This is a genomic window from Sphingomonas rubra (genome assembly GCF_900115745.1).
Taxonomy (GTDB): domain Bacteria; phylum Pseudomonadota; class Alphaproteobacteria; order Sphingomonadales; family Sphingomonadaceae; genus Sphingomonas; species Sphingomonas rubra.
The window spans coordinates 1-11,644 of sequence record NZ_FOXP01000019.1 but is presented as its reverse complement, the minus strand read 5'-3'; the positions used below and the strand labels follow the sequence as shown (position 1 = coordinate 11,644).

Sequence of the window (11,644 nt, the reverse complement as noted above, 5' to 3'; positions counted from 1 at the left end):
AAGCCGGCATCGAGCCATCAGTCGGCAGCGTCGGCGACAGCTACGACAACGCCTTGGCCGAGACGATCAACGGCCTCTACAAGGCCGAGGTGATCCACCGGCGCGGGCCGTGGCGCAGCTTCGAAGCGGTCGAGTACGCTACGCTCGAATGGGTGGACTGGTTCAACCATCGCCGGTTGCTCGAACCCATCGGCAACATCCCACCTGCCGAAGCCGAAGACCAATACTATGCTTCCGACGACGTCATCGATATGGCAGCGTGACTCACATCTAACGGCCTCCGGCAAACCCGGCGCGGTTCAGTCATATGCCTCACTCTTATCCAAGAGCGAGATCCTGTCAGGTCATTTAGGGGGCCACCTCACGACCACACCGCCGCGCTGCTCGCCCACTGCAAGGAGGGCAAAACGAAGACCGACTACTACGATACGGCGATCACCGGATTCATGCTGGAGTGCCGGGCGTCCGGCGGGAAGACCTACTATCTGCGTTACGACAAAGACGGTCGATTGAAGATGCATAAGATCGGTCGCTACGAGGACGTGACGTTCGCGGCTGCCAAGAAGGTGGCGCAACGTCTCCGCGGCGAGGTCGGGATCGGCAACGACCCGGCGGCCGAGAAGGCGGAGCGGAGGGCGGTGCCGCTCTACGCGGACCTTGCCGCACAACACATGGCGCACGGCAAGCTGCACTACCGGTCGTTCAGCACGATCGAGGCTTACGTCCGCAACCACATCGTGACCAAGTGGGGAAGAACCCGCCTCACCGACATCGACAGCCGCGGGGTCGCCCAGTGGCTCGCCTCCAAGCGGGAGGGGGGCCTGTCCGCCGGCACGGTGGAGAAGATCAGGGCCATCATGAGCCGCTCGTTCGAACTCGGCGCTCAGTGGGGCGTCGCAGGGTGCGAGCGGAACCCCTGCCGCGGCGTGCCGAGGAAGCCGCTCAACAACGCCCGCGAGCGCTTCGTCACCGCCGAGGAGGCCGCCCGGCTGGTCACGGCGGCGGAGGCGTCGAGGAACCCGCAGCTGGCGGCGATCGTGCGGCTGCTCCTCCTCACCGGCATGCGCGTGTCGGAGCTGCTGTCGGCGCGGTGGGACAGCGTCGACCTAGCGAGGCGCAGTCTCCACGTCCCTACCTCGAAGACGGGAAGGGCGCGCTACGTGCCGCTGGCGCAGGCGGCGGTGGACGTGATCGCGGGCTTGCCGCGATCCGAGGAGGCGACGTACCTGTTCCCGACGCCGCGCAACTCGAAGAAGCATCTCACTACCATCAAGCACGGCTGGCAGACCGCGCGCGAGGCGGCCGGCCTCCACGACCTCCGCATCCACGACCTGCGCCACTCGGCGGCGTCGTTCATGGTGAACAGCGGCGTTGACCTCTTCGCGGTGGGCAAGGTGCTCGGGCACGCGTCGGTCCAGAGCACCCAACGCTACTCCCACCTCGCCAATTCGACGTTGCTCGCCGCCGTGGAGGCGGGTGCGAAGAAGCAGACGGCCGCGCCTGCCGACTAACCTTCATCCCGATCCATCCGCCGGCCCGTCGCCGGTAGGTGGATCGGCGTACCTAAATTTTTTTTCGGTTTCCCGAAGATCAGTAGAAAGCAGAATCTATATGTCGAACTTCGCCGACATCGTCATCCCCGCCGCCGCGCCGATCTCCGTCGCCGACATCGTCGTTCCTTCCCGGCCGCCGTCGCCTGCCGGGTCGTATGCCGACCTCCGCGAGCTGTTGGATACCTGTGGGCGGAACAAGAACGATCGGGCGCTTGCCCTTATCAGTGCTTGCATCGGCGACGGCATAACCACGAAAAGCGAGATCGTCTCCGTCGGCGCGCGGCTCGGGCTGAACCCCCGGCACGTCGCAGCCATTCTCGATCAAGACACCGGCACCAACCCGGAACGCCACCGCTGGCAGCGCGATGGGAAAGGCACCTACAGCTTCCTGAATTGACCTGGGCGGCTTGACCCTGGAACCCGCTTTGCTCCGCCCTTGTTGGTGGTCCGCGTTACGGGGGCAAACCATGTCCTATCGTCCGGCAACGATTTTTTCACCGTCTGGCCGGTTAATTTGCGCGCGGCGCTGGCGTCTTCGCTTCGCGGCTTACGACGTCGCGCGAGCGACTGCACTCAACCGTGGAAAGTGGCGATCTGCTCGAGCGGTTCCCTGGTCGCCACGACGCCGTTTACCGGGTGCTCGTCGTCGGCGTAGCCCAGCGCCATGCCGGCGATGATGTACTCGTCGTCCGGGATCGACAGGACACGGCGGGTCGCAGTCCAGAAGAGGTTCCAGGCACCCTGCGCGCACGTGTCTAGGCCGCGATCCTTCGCTGCCAGCATAAACGTCTGCATGAACATGCCGATGTCGAGGAACGACATGGAGTCGAGGTCCTTGTCGATCGTGAAGATCAGGCCGACAGGCGCGTCGAAGAAGCTGTAGTTGCGTCCCCATTGGCGCCAACTCGCCGCTTCGTCGCCGCGTGGGATACCGATGCGTCCGTACATGTCCTTGCCCAAGGCCCGCATCCGCGACAGGTACGGCTCCTTGCGCTTTTCGGTCCGGGCGAACTCTGCCTTGCCGTCTTCTGGCCTGGTCTCCCGGTGTGCGAGCACTTCGCGCTCCAGCCGGTCACGCGTCGCGCCCGCCACGACATGCACCTTCCAGGGCTGAATGTTGGTGCCGGACGGTGCCAGGCTGGCGATCTCCAGCAGGTCCTCGACTGTTGCACGCGACACGGGATCAGGGCGGAAGGCGCGAACCGACCGGCGGGCGCGAACGACGTCTTTGAATTCCATCGCGCCGTACTAGCTGGTTGTAACGTCGCACTGAAGCAGCATGGACCAACCCGCGCGCTGAACGTCAGCAGCGGTGCTTTCTCCAGTATCGGTGCCACCGAAGCACTGTGCCCGTTTTGATCATCGCGCATGACAAATCGCCGCTGGTAGGCGACACGCACCATGCGCCCGTTCGATTGTGACCGGCGCTGCCGTTCGAGATGCAGCGTAGCCGAGGACCCTCAACGAGCACATGTCCCTGCGGCGCTGTTCCAACGCGGCGGCCGAGCAGGTCGACTAGCGCCTGCCGGGCATCGTCCGCTGCCGCCTTCGGGCAGGGCTGGTTGCTCCGGCACGTGCCGTCAGACTCGCGCTCGGCAATCCCTGCCAGTCGTAGCCGCGGACCCTCCGCGCACCAGACCGGGCCGTCGCCGTCCCACACTCGGGTCGGCGTGCAGGCAAAGGTGGTGCCGGCGGGAATGACGGCGGCTGCGGCCGCGAGGATCAGGAGCATGCCGCTTCAACACGCTGGCCGCAGTTTAGATACGGCGTCGAGCCGTGACACGAGGGCGTGCGACCCGCGGACCACCTGCGCGTTCCTGCTCTGTGGCAAACACGCCGCCAGCAAGGAGAGTACGATGCCGGATACCATGGCTTCCGATACAAGCCCGAGCGACTTCGACGATGTCGCCAAGAAGACCACCGATGCCGGCATCGCCGACGAGACTGCAGGGTACGCCGAAGCCGCGGCCCTGAGCGAAGAGGATGCGGCGGCTGGCGGCACCAAGACAGTTCCGACCGAAGGCGGCGAGGGCGAAGTCGAGAGCGCCGCGCAGCCGAGCTGACCATACACCAACGGAGAACGCGATCATGAAAGACGAGCGCACGTACGGCGATCAGCCGGTTACCCAAGGTGACGATAAAGGCTCCGGTACCAAGACGGTCTCACACGATGGCGAAGGCAGCCAGGGTGGCGGTACCGACAACCCGGGAAAGAACGGTGAGGACAGAGACATTCTTGGCAAAAAGCAAGGCGACCTCGACGCCGACGACCTTTCCGGTGATGCGCGCAGCGATGGCGTCGAGTAACTGATCGGCAACCATGCCGTCGCTACCCTGGTGGCATGGATGCTCGTAATCCGACCACGGCCGCGCTGGCCGACCTACTCGTAAAGGTGATCACCGGCGTGGAGGGCGGCACCGACGAGCATTGGCGCGGGATCATCGGCGCCGTCCATCAGTTGCCGATCGTCGACAACGTGCGATCGAACTGGTGCGTTGTGCCCGGCGGCAAGCCACGCGAGCGCAAGGTGATCGTTCACGCCGCCGAGATCATCCGGCAGGCTCACCCCTACGTGAACGGCTGATGGAGTTTCCGTCGCCGGGCTCTACCGGCGCCGCTTTCGTCGTGGCGGCGGTGCTGCCCGACGTGGCTTTTCCCGCGGCTCATCTTGCCAAGACGCGCACAATTGCCGCCACGTCTTGCTCAGCCATGCCCATGCCCAATGCATGTGGCGCTGGTATGCGCCGAGCGCTGTCTCGACGCTGACGTCCATCAACAGGTGACGTTCAGGCAGCGCATGCTGACCGCAGCACAGTTACCGCTCGCGGTAACCACCCGTTACGGTGTTCGGCAAAAGACGCTGCACCAAAGCGCAAGAAGATTAGCGGAAGAGGCGCCCTTCGGTAGCTTAGTAACTCAACGGGTCGCCGGCTCCTCGTTGACGCCAGACTGCGTCTCACCGGTGGCTTGCTCCACCACGTGCTTGCTCATCATCAGGAACCCTGCACCGAACAGCGGCAGGACTGTGACGATCGCCCATACCAACGCCGCGCCGCGCGAGGTGAGCTTCCGTTGCCGATGCAGCCAAATGCCCAGCGCCGCGAGGACGATCGAGCCGCCGACACACAGAAGAAGCAGCACGAGGATGTCGTTGCCGGTGCCGTTGCCCATGATGATCGCTCCTATCGTCGGGTTCCAACGCCAGCGCAGTGGTCGCGGTCCGCCAGCGTTGGTATCCCAGGTTGTTTCCCACGAAGATCGCGCTGCCCTCCATCTTTTCTGTTCCCTTCCTGTTCTCGTCGGCGTTAGAGCGCCCGGCGGAGAAGGGAGCGACTCATGGCCGCGCTGCGACTGCACGAAATACCTTTCGAGCTGGTGCCACGCGAGGTGCCGCTGCTGCTCGTCCATACCCCGGCGGGCTTCCCGTCGCCCGCGCAGGACGACATGCAGGAGCCAATCGACCTGGGCGCATGGCTCGTCGAACATCCTGCCGCCAGCTACGTCATGCGGGTCGATGGGCACTCGATGTCGGGCTGCGGCATCAACGACGGCGACCTGATCGTCGTCAACCGAGCAAAGGAGCCGCGGGCGGGTGCCGTCGTCGTCGCGCTGGTCCATGGCGATCGCACGCTGAAGCGCCTCCGCTACATGGACAAGCGCCACTGGCTGGTGCCGGAGGCGGAGGGCTTCCCACACATCCTGGTCGACGAGAACGTGGAGATCTGGGGCGTCGTCGTGGGCGTTGCCCGCAAGATGCCATGAGCACGCCGATCGCGCTGATCGACTGCAACAACTACTACGTCTCCTGCGAGCGCGCCTTCGATGCCAGCCTCGTCGGGGTGCCGGTGATCGTTCTGTCGAACAACGACGGCTGCGCCATCGCCCGCTCGGCCGAGGCGAAAGCGCTCGGCATCAAGATGGGCGACCCGATCCACCATCTCCGCGACAAAGTGCGGGCGCACGGCATTCGTGTCCTCTCGTCCAACTACACGCTATACGGTGACATGCAGCGACGGGTGATCGCCGCGTGCGAGGCGTTCGCCCGCGACCACGAGATTTACTCGATCGACGAGACTTTCCTCGACCTTGCCGGGTTCGAGGATCGGGACCTAGTGGCGCACGCGCGGGCCATGCGGAAACAGGTGCAGCGGTGGACCACCATCCCGACGTGCGTCGGCATCGCTGAGACGAAGACGCTGGCCAAGTTGGCGAACGCCGCAGCCAAGAAGCAGTCGTGCTTCGACGGCGTCGCGGATCTTCGCGACGAGGACGTACGCCGCGACGTGATGCAGGCCTTTCCCGTTGGCGATGTGTGGGGCGTGGGCGGTGCTACCGCGCGCAAGTTGACCGATCTGGGGATCACGACGGCAGGCATGCTGTGCGACATGCCGATGAAGCAGGCGAGAGCAGTTGGAACAGTCGTGCTGGAGCGGCTCGTCGCCGAGCTGCGCAACGTGCCGTCGGCCGCGGTCGAGATGGTCGAGCCGCAGCGAAAAGGCATGGCCGTGACCCGCTCCTTCGGCACGCCGGTGACGACGTTCGACCGGCTGATGGGGGCGCTCACCGAATATGCGATGCGGGCCGGCGAGAAGCTGCGCTCCCACGGCCTAGTCGCCGCCCGGCTGACCGCCTTCTTCCACACTAACCGGCACAAGCCCGATCGGCCGCAATACGCCGGATCACGAACCGTAACGCTCCACCCGATGACTAACGACAGCCTGGAACTGATCGCGGCCGCCCGCCGTGCTGCCGAGCGGGTGTGGCGCGACGGATACGCCTACACCAAGGCCGGCATCATGCTCGACGATCTGGTTGCCGCCGACATGCGCCCGCGAACGCTGTTCGAAGACGACGGCGACAAGCGGGCGCGGCTGATGGGGGCACTCGACGAGATCAATGGCCGGTTCGGTAGATGGACCGCCGTCACCGCGTCGCAGGGTTTCAAGCGCGAGTGGAAGCTGCGATCGGAGATGCGGTCACCCTCATGGACGACCAGCATCTCCGAGGTGCCGACAGTCCGGGCATGATCACCAACCATCACGAACCAGGATGCTGAATGCTTGAACAAGCCGACATACAGTCGATCCTCATAGAGGACGGCGCGTTTATCGATTCCAGTTGCACGGTGATCCATCCCGAGCGCTTGATTCTCCGCAGGGGCGCGTTCGTCGGCGCCGAGGGATTGATCGACGCGACCGGGGGTGTGGAGATCGGCGAGGCTGTACGCATCAGCTATCGATGCCTGATCATCTCGAACACGCACCATATCAGTCGTTCGGTCTGGCGGCGCAGCGAAGAGGGCGATCGGTACCGTCCGGTCCTGATTGAGCGCGGGTGCTGGTTGGGCGCCGGCGTGACGATCTATCCCGGCGTCACGGTCCGAGAAGGGTGCGTCATCAATGCCGGTGCCGTTATCGCGAAGTCGACGGAAGCAAATGGCCTCTACGGCCCACCGTCCGCGGAGCGGGTGAAAGAGCTCGTCGCCCAGTGACTGCCTTTGGCCGGCGACGTGCCTTCCTGCGGCTTATTGCTTCAACTTCGCCTCGACACTGTTGCGCTAACCTACGCCTCGTTCCTCGACGTCGGACGTCCGCCCGCCGCGACCATGACCGGCTTGCCGATCACCGGTCGCCCGGACGGCCACCGGCGCGCTATGCAGCGTGCCTTGTCGATCCGCGCGATAGTGACGCTGTCGCCCTGGTTGCCACCGAGCACGTGATAGGCTTCGGCATCCTCGCCGACGTAGAAACCAACATGGCCGCCGCCTGGGCGTTCGAAGACTAGCACCGCGCCAGGCGCGAGGCGTTCCGGTCGCAGGTTGTCGCCCCATGTCGCCCAGCTCTTCGCGCGGACGGCGAACAGCGGCGAGTCGATGTCGGCCTCATCCAGGCATGCACCGACGAACACGCCGCACCATGGGACGCTGTCGGCGTTGTAGATCACGCCCAGCACCTTGGTGCCTAAGCGTTTCGCCCAGCCCAGGATGGTCGGATTGTTCGCCGAGCCAGGAGCCTCGCGCGTACCGAACTTAGCGCGCGCCGCCACCAGCCAAGCGGGGTCGCGTGCCTTAATCATGCGGGGCTTAGCGGAGGGCTTGCGGGCGATGGCGGCTACTCGTCCGGACGAATAATCACACGCCACCGGCACGTGTAGGGAACACCGGCCCTCGCACCGTCATCCGATCTGCAGGGTACGGTCGCTGGAGCGAGATCACATCCTCGTAGCTGCCGGTCAGCCACCTTTCCTGATCGTCGGGCATCAGAATGGTGATCATCGCCTTCGGATGGACTGGCGCCACCAGTTCGTTGGCGTCGCAGGTGACCATCGCGAAGCTCGGCCCTTTGGCGGTGACCTGCCAGAACCCGCCTATGGTGAAGACGGGTTGGTTAGTGACTGCGAACCACATCTCGCCCTTAACCGGCTTGCCGCTACCGACCTGGTGCGTGTCGGGAGTCCACTCGCAAAATTCCGTCAGGGGAATCAGGCAACGGTTCGCCGGCTCGGCCGCCAAGGCGCGCCATTGCGGCAGCTTCAGGTTGCGCACGTTGGTCATCGGCCACTTCGCGCCACCGCCGAGCACGTCCCATGACATGACGTCGAGTACCGGCTTGTCGCGCTCGTGACGGACGACATAGGCCTTAGCCTTAGGGAACAGCTCTTGAGGATCGCGGTTCGGCCGGACAACGTCGGCGGCCCAACTCGCACCGAATCGCTCGAACAGCGTCTCGGGCTCGCTCTGAAAGCGGGCTCTGTTACACATCAGACCTCAAGACCTCGGCGCACTACCTCGGCCATCAGTATCAACTGGTCCTCGTCCGATGCGGCGTCCACCGACAGCAGCAGCATATCGTCATCCAGTTCAGCGACAAGATCCGGATCGAGCGCCATCGCGGCGACCTGCTCGGGCGTTTGAGATATCATCCTCGAACGTTCAGCCTTCGCCTGTCGATCTCCTCTAGCAGCGCCTCGGCCAGGCAGATGGCAGTGCCGTCCAGGCGCATCATATCGTCGCCTGGCCGCTGGCGAGCTCGATCACACAATCGATGTAGCGATCCATCCTCGCCACGGCCGTAGGGGTAAGCTGCAAGGTTTCCCCGGGCAAGACCAGATCCTGCTCCCGAAGGAAGGTGAGCCAGCGTTTGCCGACAGCGGCCGATACGCCAGCCTGAGCCATGATGTCGGTGGCCAGCCGGGTGCGTTGCTCCAGCCGTGCGATGTACGCCAGCATGAGCATCGACCACGAATAGTCGCCGAAGATCTCCTCGGGAAATTCCTCGCGGCGCATGGAGCGTCCCGCGCACAGGCGCTTCGCCGAAAGGAGCCGTCGTTCATCGCTGGCCATGTCGGTCCTCATCTTCCCGGTCGACCAAATCGATCGCCTGCGCGATGTGCGCTGCTGCTGGAACTGATCCACAACGATCGGCCTCCGCCAGGGCCGCTTCCAACAGTACGATCAGCTTGGGAAACGCGGCCCAAGTCGGTACGCGCCTCTCTCATACGTCCAGGCCTCGGCGCTTGATCTCCGCCAGCAGCGCCGCGGCCTCGCGGCTGCCAGGCTCGCCGGTGGTGCGCTCGTAGCCGCGGATCAACTCGTCGTCGGCCAGCAGCCGGATGCCCTCTTCCGCCATGGCCTGCCACGATCGCGCGTGCTCGTCGTGCTCGCCACCTCTCGCCTCCGCGGCATGGCGGAGCAGATCGCGAATTACCGGCATGGTGGGAAGATCGTCGGTCATCAGGGGTTCTCTTTGCGTGCTTTTGCCGCGCTGGCTCCAGCCCCAAGCATCAGCCCAAGCATGATGCCGAGCGCGAGGTTGTCGAGGATGATGCCGGTTATCAACCCCAGCAACAGGCCACCGCCGACCAACTTCTTGTCCATGGACCCATCCCCTTCTAGCGACATAGCCTAGGCCGCTCGTCTCCAAACGCAAGAAAGCCGCCACCCTTCGTCGAGAGCAGCGGCTTTCCGCCTAAACTACCCGGCTAAGATCAGGCGTAGGTGACAGTGGTCGAGACCTTGCTATTGCGGCGGCGCATCGCTCCGCCGACCAGGCCGAAGCCGACAAGCATCAACGCCCACGTGGCTGGCTCGGGCACGGCCGCCGTCACGGCCGACACCGTGCCGTTGATGCTGAACGGGCTCGCAGTAGTTCCAACGGAGTTCTGCACGCGGAAGGTGCCGCCCGTCGCCAGCGTCGTGCCGTTCGCTGCCCGGGCACTGTTAGCCACGATGCGGAAAACGACGCTCGACGTACCCTCGATCGAGGAGAAGTTGAGCGTACGGTTCAAAACGTTCTCAGCGCTCTGCGTGAACGTTGCAATCTGGTTGAACGCGCCACCGTCGATCGCGGCCAACAGAGCAAGATCGCCAGGTCCGGTGTTCGAAGAACGCGCGGCGAAGACGAGCTGGTTGACACTCGCGGTGTAGCCTGACGCAATGTTCAGCCCGAAGGTCAGGAAATCGGTAGGGCTAGCGGCGTAAGCGCTCCAGCCCGACGAAGCGAAAGCATCGCTGCCGCTGGGAGTGTTCAGGCCAGCGCCACGCGTGAAAGCAACTCCCGAGACGTTGGTGGCCGAGAAAGACGCCGGCTCGCTGGCCTCGTTACCTACGTTCCCCGTGAAGTCATACTGGACCAGCGTGGCCGCAGAGGCAGGCACAGCCATGGCAAGGCTGCCGAAAGCCGCCACAGCAGCCAGTGTCAGCTTTGAACGCGAAAACGTCGTATTGATGAACATCGATGATACTCCCTGGGACGCCGCAGGAGCAGCGCCTCGCGAGCAGGCCTACCTGAACCAAGTGACAACGTGTTGACGATTAACGGGTTGTTAATGACGGCCGAACAGCCACTAGGTTCGTTATGCTGTCTCATGTTCACCGGTTAGCGTTAACGTTAACGAATTTCGGCGAAATGAACCGCTCACCGGAGCGGCTGATGGCAAAAGAAAGCGCCATGTCTCGACTGTCTCAAAATGAGACACGGCGCTGTGTTGAGGTATTTTCTTTAGGTGCAGCAATGCGTTGACCGGCGGAACAAAGGCGGCTGGGTGCAAGTAGGACAGGCTGTGCCGCAGGTTACACCGCTTCCTCTATGATCGGTTGGGCCAACGCTTTCGTAACACTTCGCGGCACATCCTCGGGCGAGTTCGAGGAGACTCCCCCGGTGCCGTTTTCAGCCGCAACCAGTGTCGCTGCCGCCTTAGTGCTGCCATTTGCGCAACCGCTTTCGGATAGCGAGCTGGCGGATACCGTAACCACGGTGTTGCCATCTGTGCAGCGGTACGCCGCCGTCCAACTCTACTATCAGTCCGGCCGCCTACCCACTGCCGAGATGGTCGACTGCTGGTGGGCCTACACCGGCAGCGAGTTGATTGGCGATTCCGCTCGGCCGACGCTGACCGTACCCACGAGATTGGATGGTCTACACTTCGATGGGAGCGCGGTGTCGATCGACCTGCGGATCGACGTGGCGACCTCGACGCCGGGCTAGCTGAGCGTCCGAGTTGTTCGAGAGCCAAGTCGCGCCCGCATCAACCTACGAACGCTCGCCAGACCGCGACAGCGGCGACGATCACCGACGAGCCGGCAAGCGGCCCAGCAAACATGATGAGGACGAAGACGACGATCGCCCAGCCGATCCGCTTCTCTTCGGCGTCCGACAGCCGACGCTTCGGCTGCGGCGTGGGTTCGGACGGCGCCGCTGGCCAAAGGTTATGGTCAACGAACATGGCGATGGATGTCAATCGGCGTCCAAAAAGGACCCCCTATCGGCGTCCAAAAGGGACCCCCTTCGTCGAGCGGTGTGACGGGTATGGCGCGCCCGCCGTTCGCGCTGGTTGCGACGTAGGGCGGGCGTAGCCCGACCGGAGGCGCAACCAGCGCGAAGCGTCTTCTGCCGGTGGCCCCGGGCGTCAGCTGCGATGCTTGAAGCGCCAGCTGTCGTTGCCGGTCTCGACGATGTCGCAATGGTGTGTGATGCGGTCGAGCAGCGCGGTGGTCATCTTGGGGTCGCCGAAGACGGTGGGCCACTCGCCAAAGGCCAGGTTCGTCGTGACGATGACAGAGGTGCGTTCGTAGAGCTTGCTCACCAGATGG

The 11,644-nt window shown here is 64.2% G+C and carries 22 protein-coding genes; 10 read left to right on the top strand and 12 right to left on the bottom strand.

The window, feature by feature from the left end; genetic code table 11:
- From BM145_RS15340 to BM145_RS15330, 3 genes are all read left to right on the top strand, one after another.
- A partial coding sequence (locus BM145_RS15340; RefSeq protein WP_143090221.1) for an integrase core domain-containing protein occupies positions 1 to 263 on the top strand: 263 nt, incomplete at its 5' end.
- 42 nt (positions 264 to 305) lie between these two features.
- On the top strand, positions 306 to 1,511 hold the full coding sequence (locus BM145_RS15335) for a tyrosine-type recombinase/integrase (protein WP_342741820.1): 1,206 nt from the start codon (positions 306 to 308) through the stop codon (positions 1,509 to 1,511).
- Between the two features lie 100 nt (positions 1,512 to 1,611).
- Positions 1,612 to 1,950 carry a hypothetical protein gene (locus tag BM145_RS15330; protein WP_093334513.1) on the top strand — a complete coding sequence of 113 codons (339 nt, stop codon included), beginning with the start codon at positions 1,612 to 1,614 and terminating at the stop codon, positions 1,948 to 1,950.
- 176 nt (positions 1,951 to 2,126) lie between these two features.
- Here the strand turns inward: BM145_RS15330 and BM145_RS15325 are convergent, their stop codons facing one another.
- A complete protein-coding gene (locus tag BM145_RS15325) occupies positions 2,127 to 2,792 on the bottom strand; it encodes a nitroreductase (protein WP_093334512.1) in 666 nt (221 codons plus the stop codon).
- 64 nt (positions 2,793 to 2,856) lie between these two features.
- Positions 2,857 to 3,285 (bottom strand): hypothetical protein, encoded by a 429-nt coding sequence (locus BM145_RS16480; protein WP_093334511.1) that lies wholly within the window; start codon positions 3,283 to 3,285, stop codon positions 2,857 to 2,859.
- A 124-nt stretch (positions 3,286 to 3,409) separates the two neighbouring features.
- Between BM145_RS16480 and BM145_RS15315 the strand changes: the two genes are divergently transcribed.
- The 3 genes from BM145_RS15315 to BM145_RS15310 are packed head-to-tail and all read left to right on the top strand — an operon-like array spanning position 3,410 to position 4,138.
- The gene (locus BM145_RS15315; protein ID WP_143090220.1) at positions 3,410 to 3,616 is read left to right on the top strand and encodes a hypothetical protein; all 207 of its coding nucleotides are present in this window, start codon (positions 3,410 to 3,412) and stop codon (positions 3,614 to 3,616) included.
- A gap of 25 nt (positions 3,617 to 3,641) precedes the next feature.
- Complete coding sequence (locus tag BM145_RS15815) at positions 3,642 to 3,860, top strand: hypothetical protein (RefSeq protein WP_143090219.1); 219 nt, start codon at positions 3,642 to 3,644, stop codon at positions 3,858 to 3,860.
- 35 nt (positions 3,861 to 3,895) lie between these two features.
- Positions 3,896 to 4,138 (top strand): hypothetical protein, encoded by a 243-nt coding sequence (locus BM145_RS15310; RefSeq protein ID WP_093334509.1) that lies wholly within the window; start codon positions 3,896 to 3,898, stop codon positions 4,136 to 4,138.
- Positions 4,139 to 4,470: 332 nt separating this feature from the next.
- Here BM145_RS15310 and BM145_RS15305 read toward each other — a convergent pair whose 3' ends face one another.
- Entirely contained in the window at positions 4,471 to 4,725 is a 255-nt protein-coding gene (locus BM145_RS15305) for a hypothetical protein (protein ID WP_093334508.1), read from the bottom strand.
- 165 nt (positions 4,726 to 4,890) lie between these two features.
- Between BM145_RS15305 and BM145_RS15300 the strand changes: the two genes are divergently transcribed.
- The 3 genes from BM145_RS15300 to BM145_RS15290 are packed head-to-tail and all read left to right on the top strand — an operon-like array spanning position 4,891 to position 7,045.
- Positions 4,891 to 5,316: a LexA family protein gene (locus BM145_RS15300; RefSeq protein WP_093334507.1), complete on the top strand. Its 426-nt coding sequence runs from the start codon at positions 4,891 to 4,893 to the stop codon at positions 5,314 to 5,316.
- Positions 5,313 to 6,581, top strand: coding sequence for a Y-family DNA polymerase (locus BM145_RS15295; protein WP_093334506.1), 1,269 nt, complete (start codon positions 5,313 to 5,315; stop codon positions 6,579 to 6,581). Before BM145_RS15300 ends, BM145_RS15295 begins: the two co-directional genes overlap by 4 nt.
- Before the next feature lie 29 nt (positions 6,582 to 6,610).
- Positions 6,611 to 7,045, top strand: coding sequence for an acyltransferase (locus BM145_RS15290; RefSeq protein ID WP_093334505.1), 435 nt, complete (start codon positions 6,611 to 6,613; stop codon positions 7,043 to 7,045).
- A gap of 71 nt (positions 7,046 to 7,116) precedes the next feature.
- Here BM145_RS15290 and BM145_RS15285 read toward each other — a convergent pair whose 3' ends face one another.
- From BM145_RS15285 to BM145_RS15265, 7 genes are all read right to left on the bottom strand, one after another.
- A complete protein-coding gene (locus BM145_RS15285) occupies positions 7,117 to 7,629 on the bottom strand; it encodes a TIGR02594 family protein (RefSeq protein WP_093334504.1) in 513 nt (170 codons plus the stop codon).
- A 55-nt stretch (positions 7,630 to 7,684) separates the two neighbouring features.
- Complete coding sequence (locus tag BM145_RS15280; RefSeq protein WP_093334503.1) at positions 7,685 to 8,314, bottom strand: SOS response-associated peptidase family protein; 630 nt, start codon at positions 8,312 to 8,314, stop codon at positions 7,685 to 7,687.
- Positions 8,314 to 8,442: a hypothetical protein gene (locus tag BM145_RS16555; RefSeq protein ID WP_281244371.1), complete on the bottom strand. Its 129-nt coding sequence runs from the start codon at positions 8,440 to 8,442 to the stop codon at positions 8,314 to 8,316. Before BM145_RS16555 ends, BM145_RS15280 begins: the two co-directional genes overlap by 1 nt.
- Positions 8,443 to 8,554: 112 nt before the next feature.
- Positions 8,555 to 8,896 (bottom strand): hypothetical protein, encoded by a 342-nt coding sequence (locus tag BM145_RS15275; RefSeq protein WP_143090218.1) that lies wholly within the window; start codon positions 8,894 to 8,896, stop codon positions 8,555 to 8,557.
- Positions 8,897 to 9,047: 151 nt separating this feature from the next.
- Positions 9,048 to 9,287, bottom strand: coding sequence for a hypothetical protein (locus tag BM145_RS15270; RefSeq protein ID WP_093334501.1), 240 nt, complete (start codon positions 9,285 to 9,287; stop codon positions 9,048 to 9,050).
- The gene (locus BM145_RS16175; protein ID WP_177200244.1) at positions 9,287 to 9,430 is read right to left on the bottom strand and encodes a hypothetical protein; all 144 of its coding nucleotides are present in this window, start codon (positions 9,428 to 9,430) and stop codon (positions 9,287 to 9,289) included. The genes BM145_RS15270 and BM145_RS16175 overlap by 1 nt, the downstream gene beginning before the upstream one ends.
- 110 nt (positions 9,431 to 9,540) lie before the next feature.
- Positions 9,541 to 10,287, bottom strand: coding sequence for a PEPxxWA-CTERM sorting domain-containing protein (locus BM145_RS15265; RefSeq protein ID WP_245739407.1), 747 nt, complete (start codon positions 10,285 to 10,287; stop codon positions 9,541 to 9,543).
- Between the two features lie 353 nt (positions 10,288 to 10,640).
- Between BM145_RS15265 and BM145_RS15260 the strand changes: the two genes are divergently transcribed.
- Entirely contained in the window at positions 10,641 to 11,039 is a 399-nt protein-coding gene (locus BM145_RS15260; protein WP_093334500.1) for a hypothetical protein, read from the top strand.
- Between the two features lie 40 nt (positions 11,040 to 11,079).
- Here the strand turns inward: BM145_RS15260 and BM145_RS15255 are convergent, their stop codons facing one another.
- The gene (locus BM145_RS15255; RefSeq protein ID WP_143090217.1) at positions 11,080 to 11,292 is read right to left on the bottom strand and encodes a hypothetical protein; all 213 of its coding nucleotides are present in this window, start codon (positions 11,290 to 11,292) and stop codon (positions 11,080 to 11,082) included.
- 168 nt (positions 11,293 to 11,460) lie between these two features.
- Positions 11,461 to 11,644: ATP-binding protein (locus BM145_RS15250; protein WP_177200243.1), on the bottom strand; the 184-nt coding region annotated here is incomplete at its 5' end.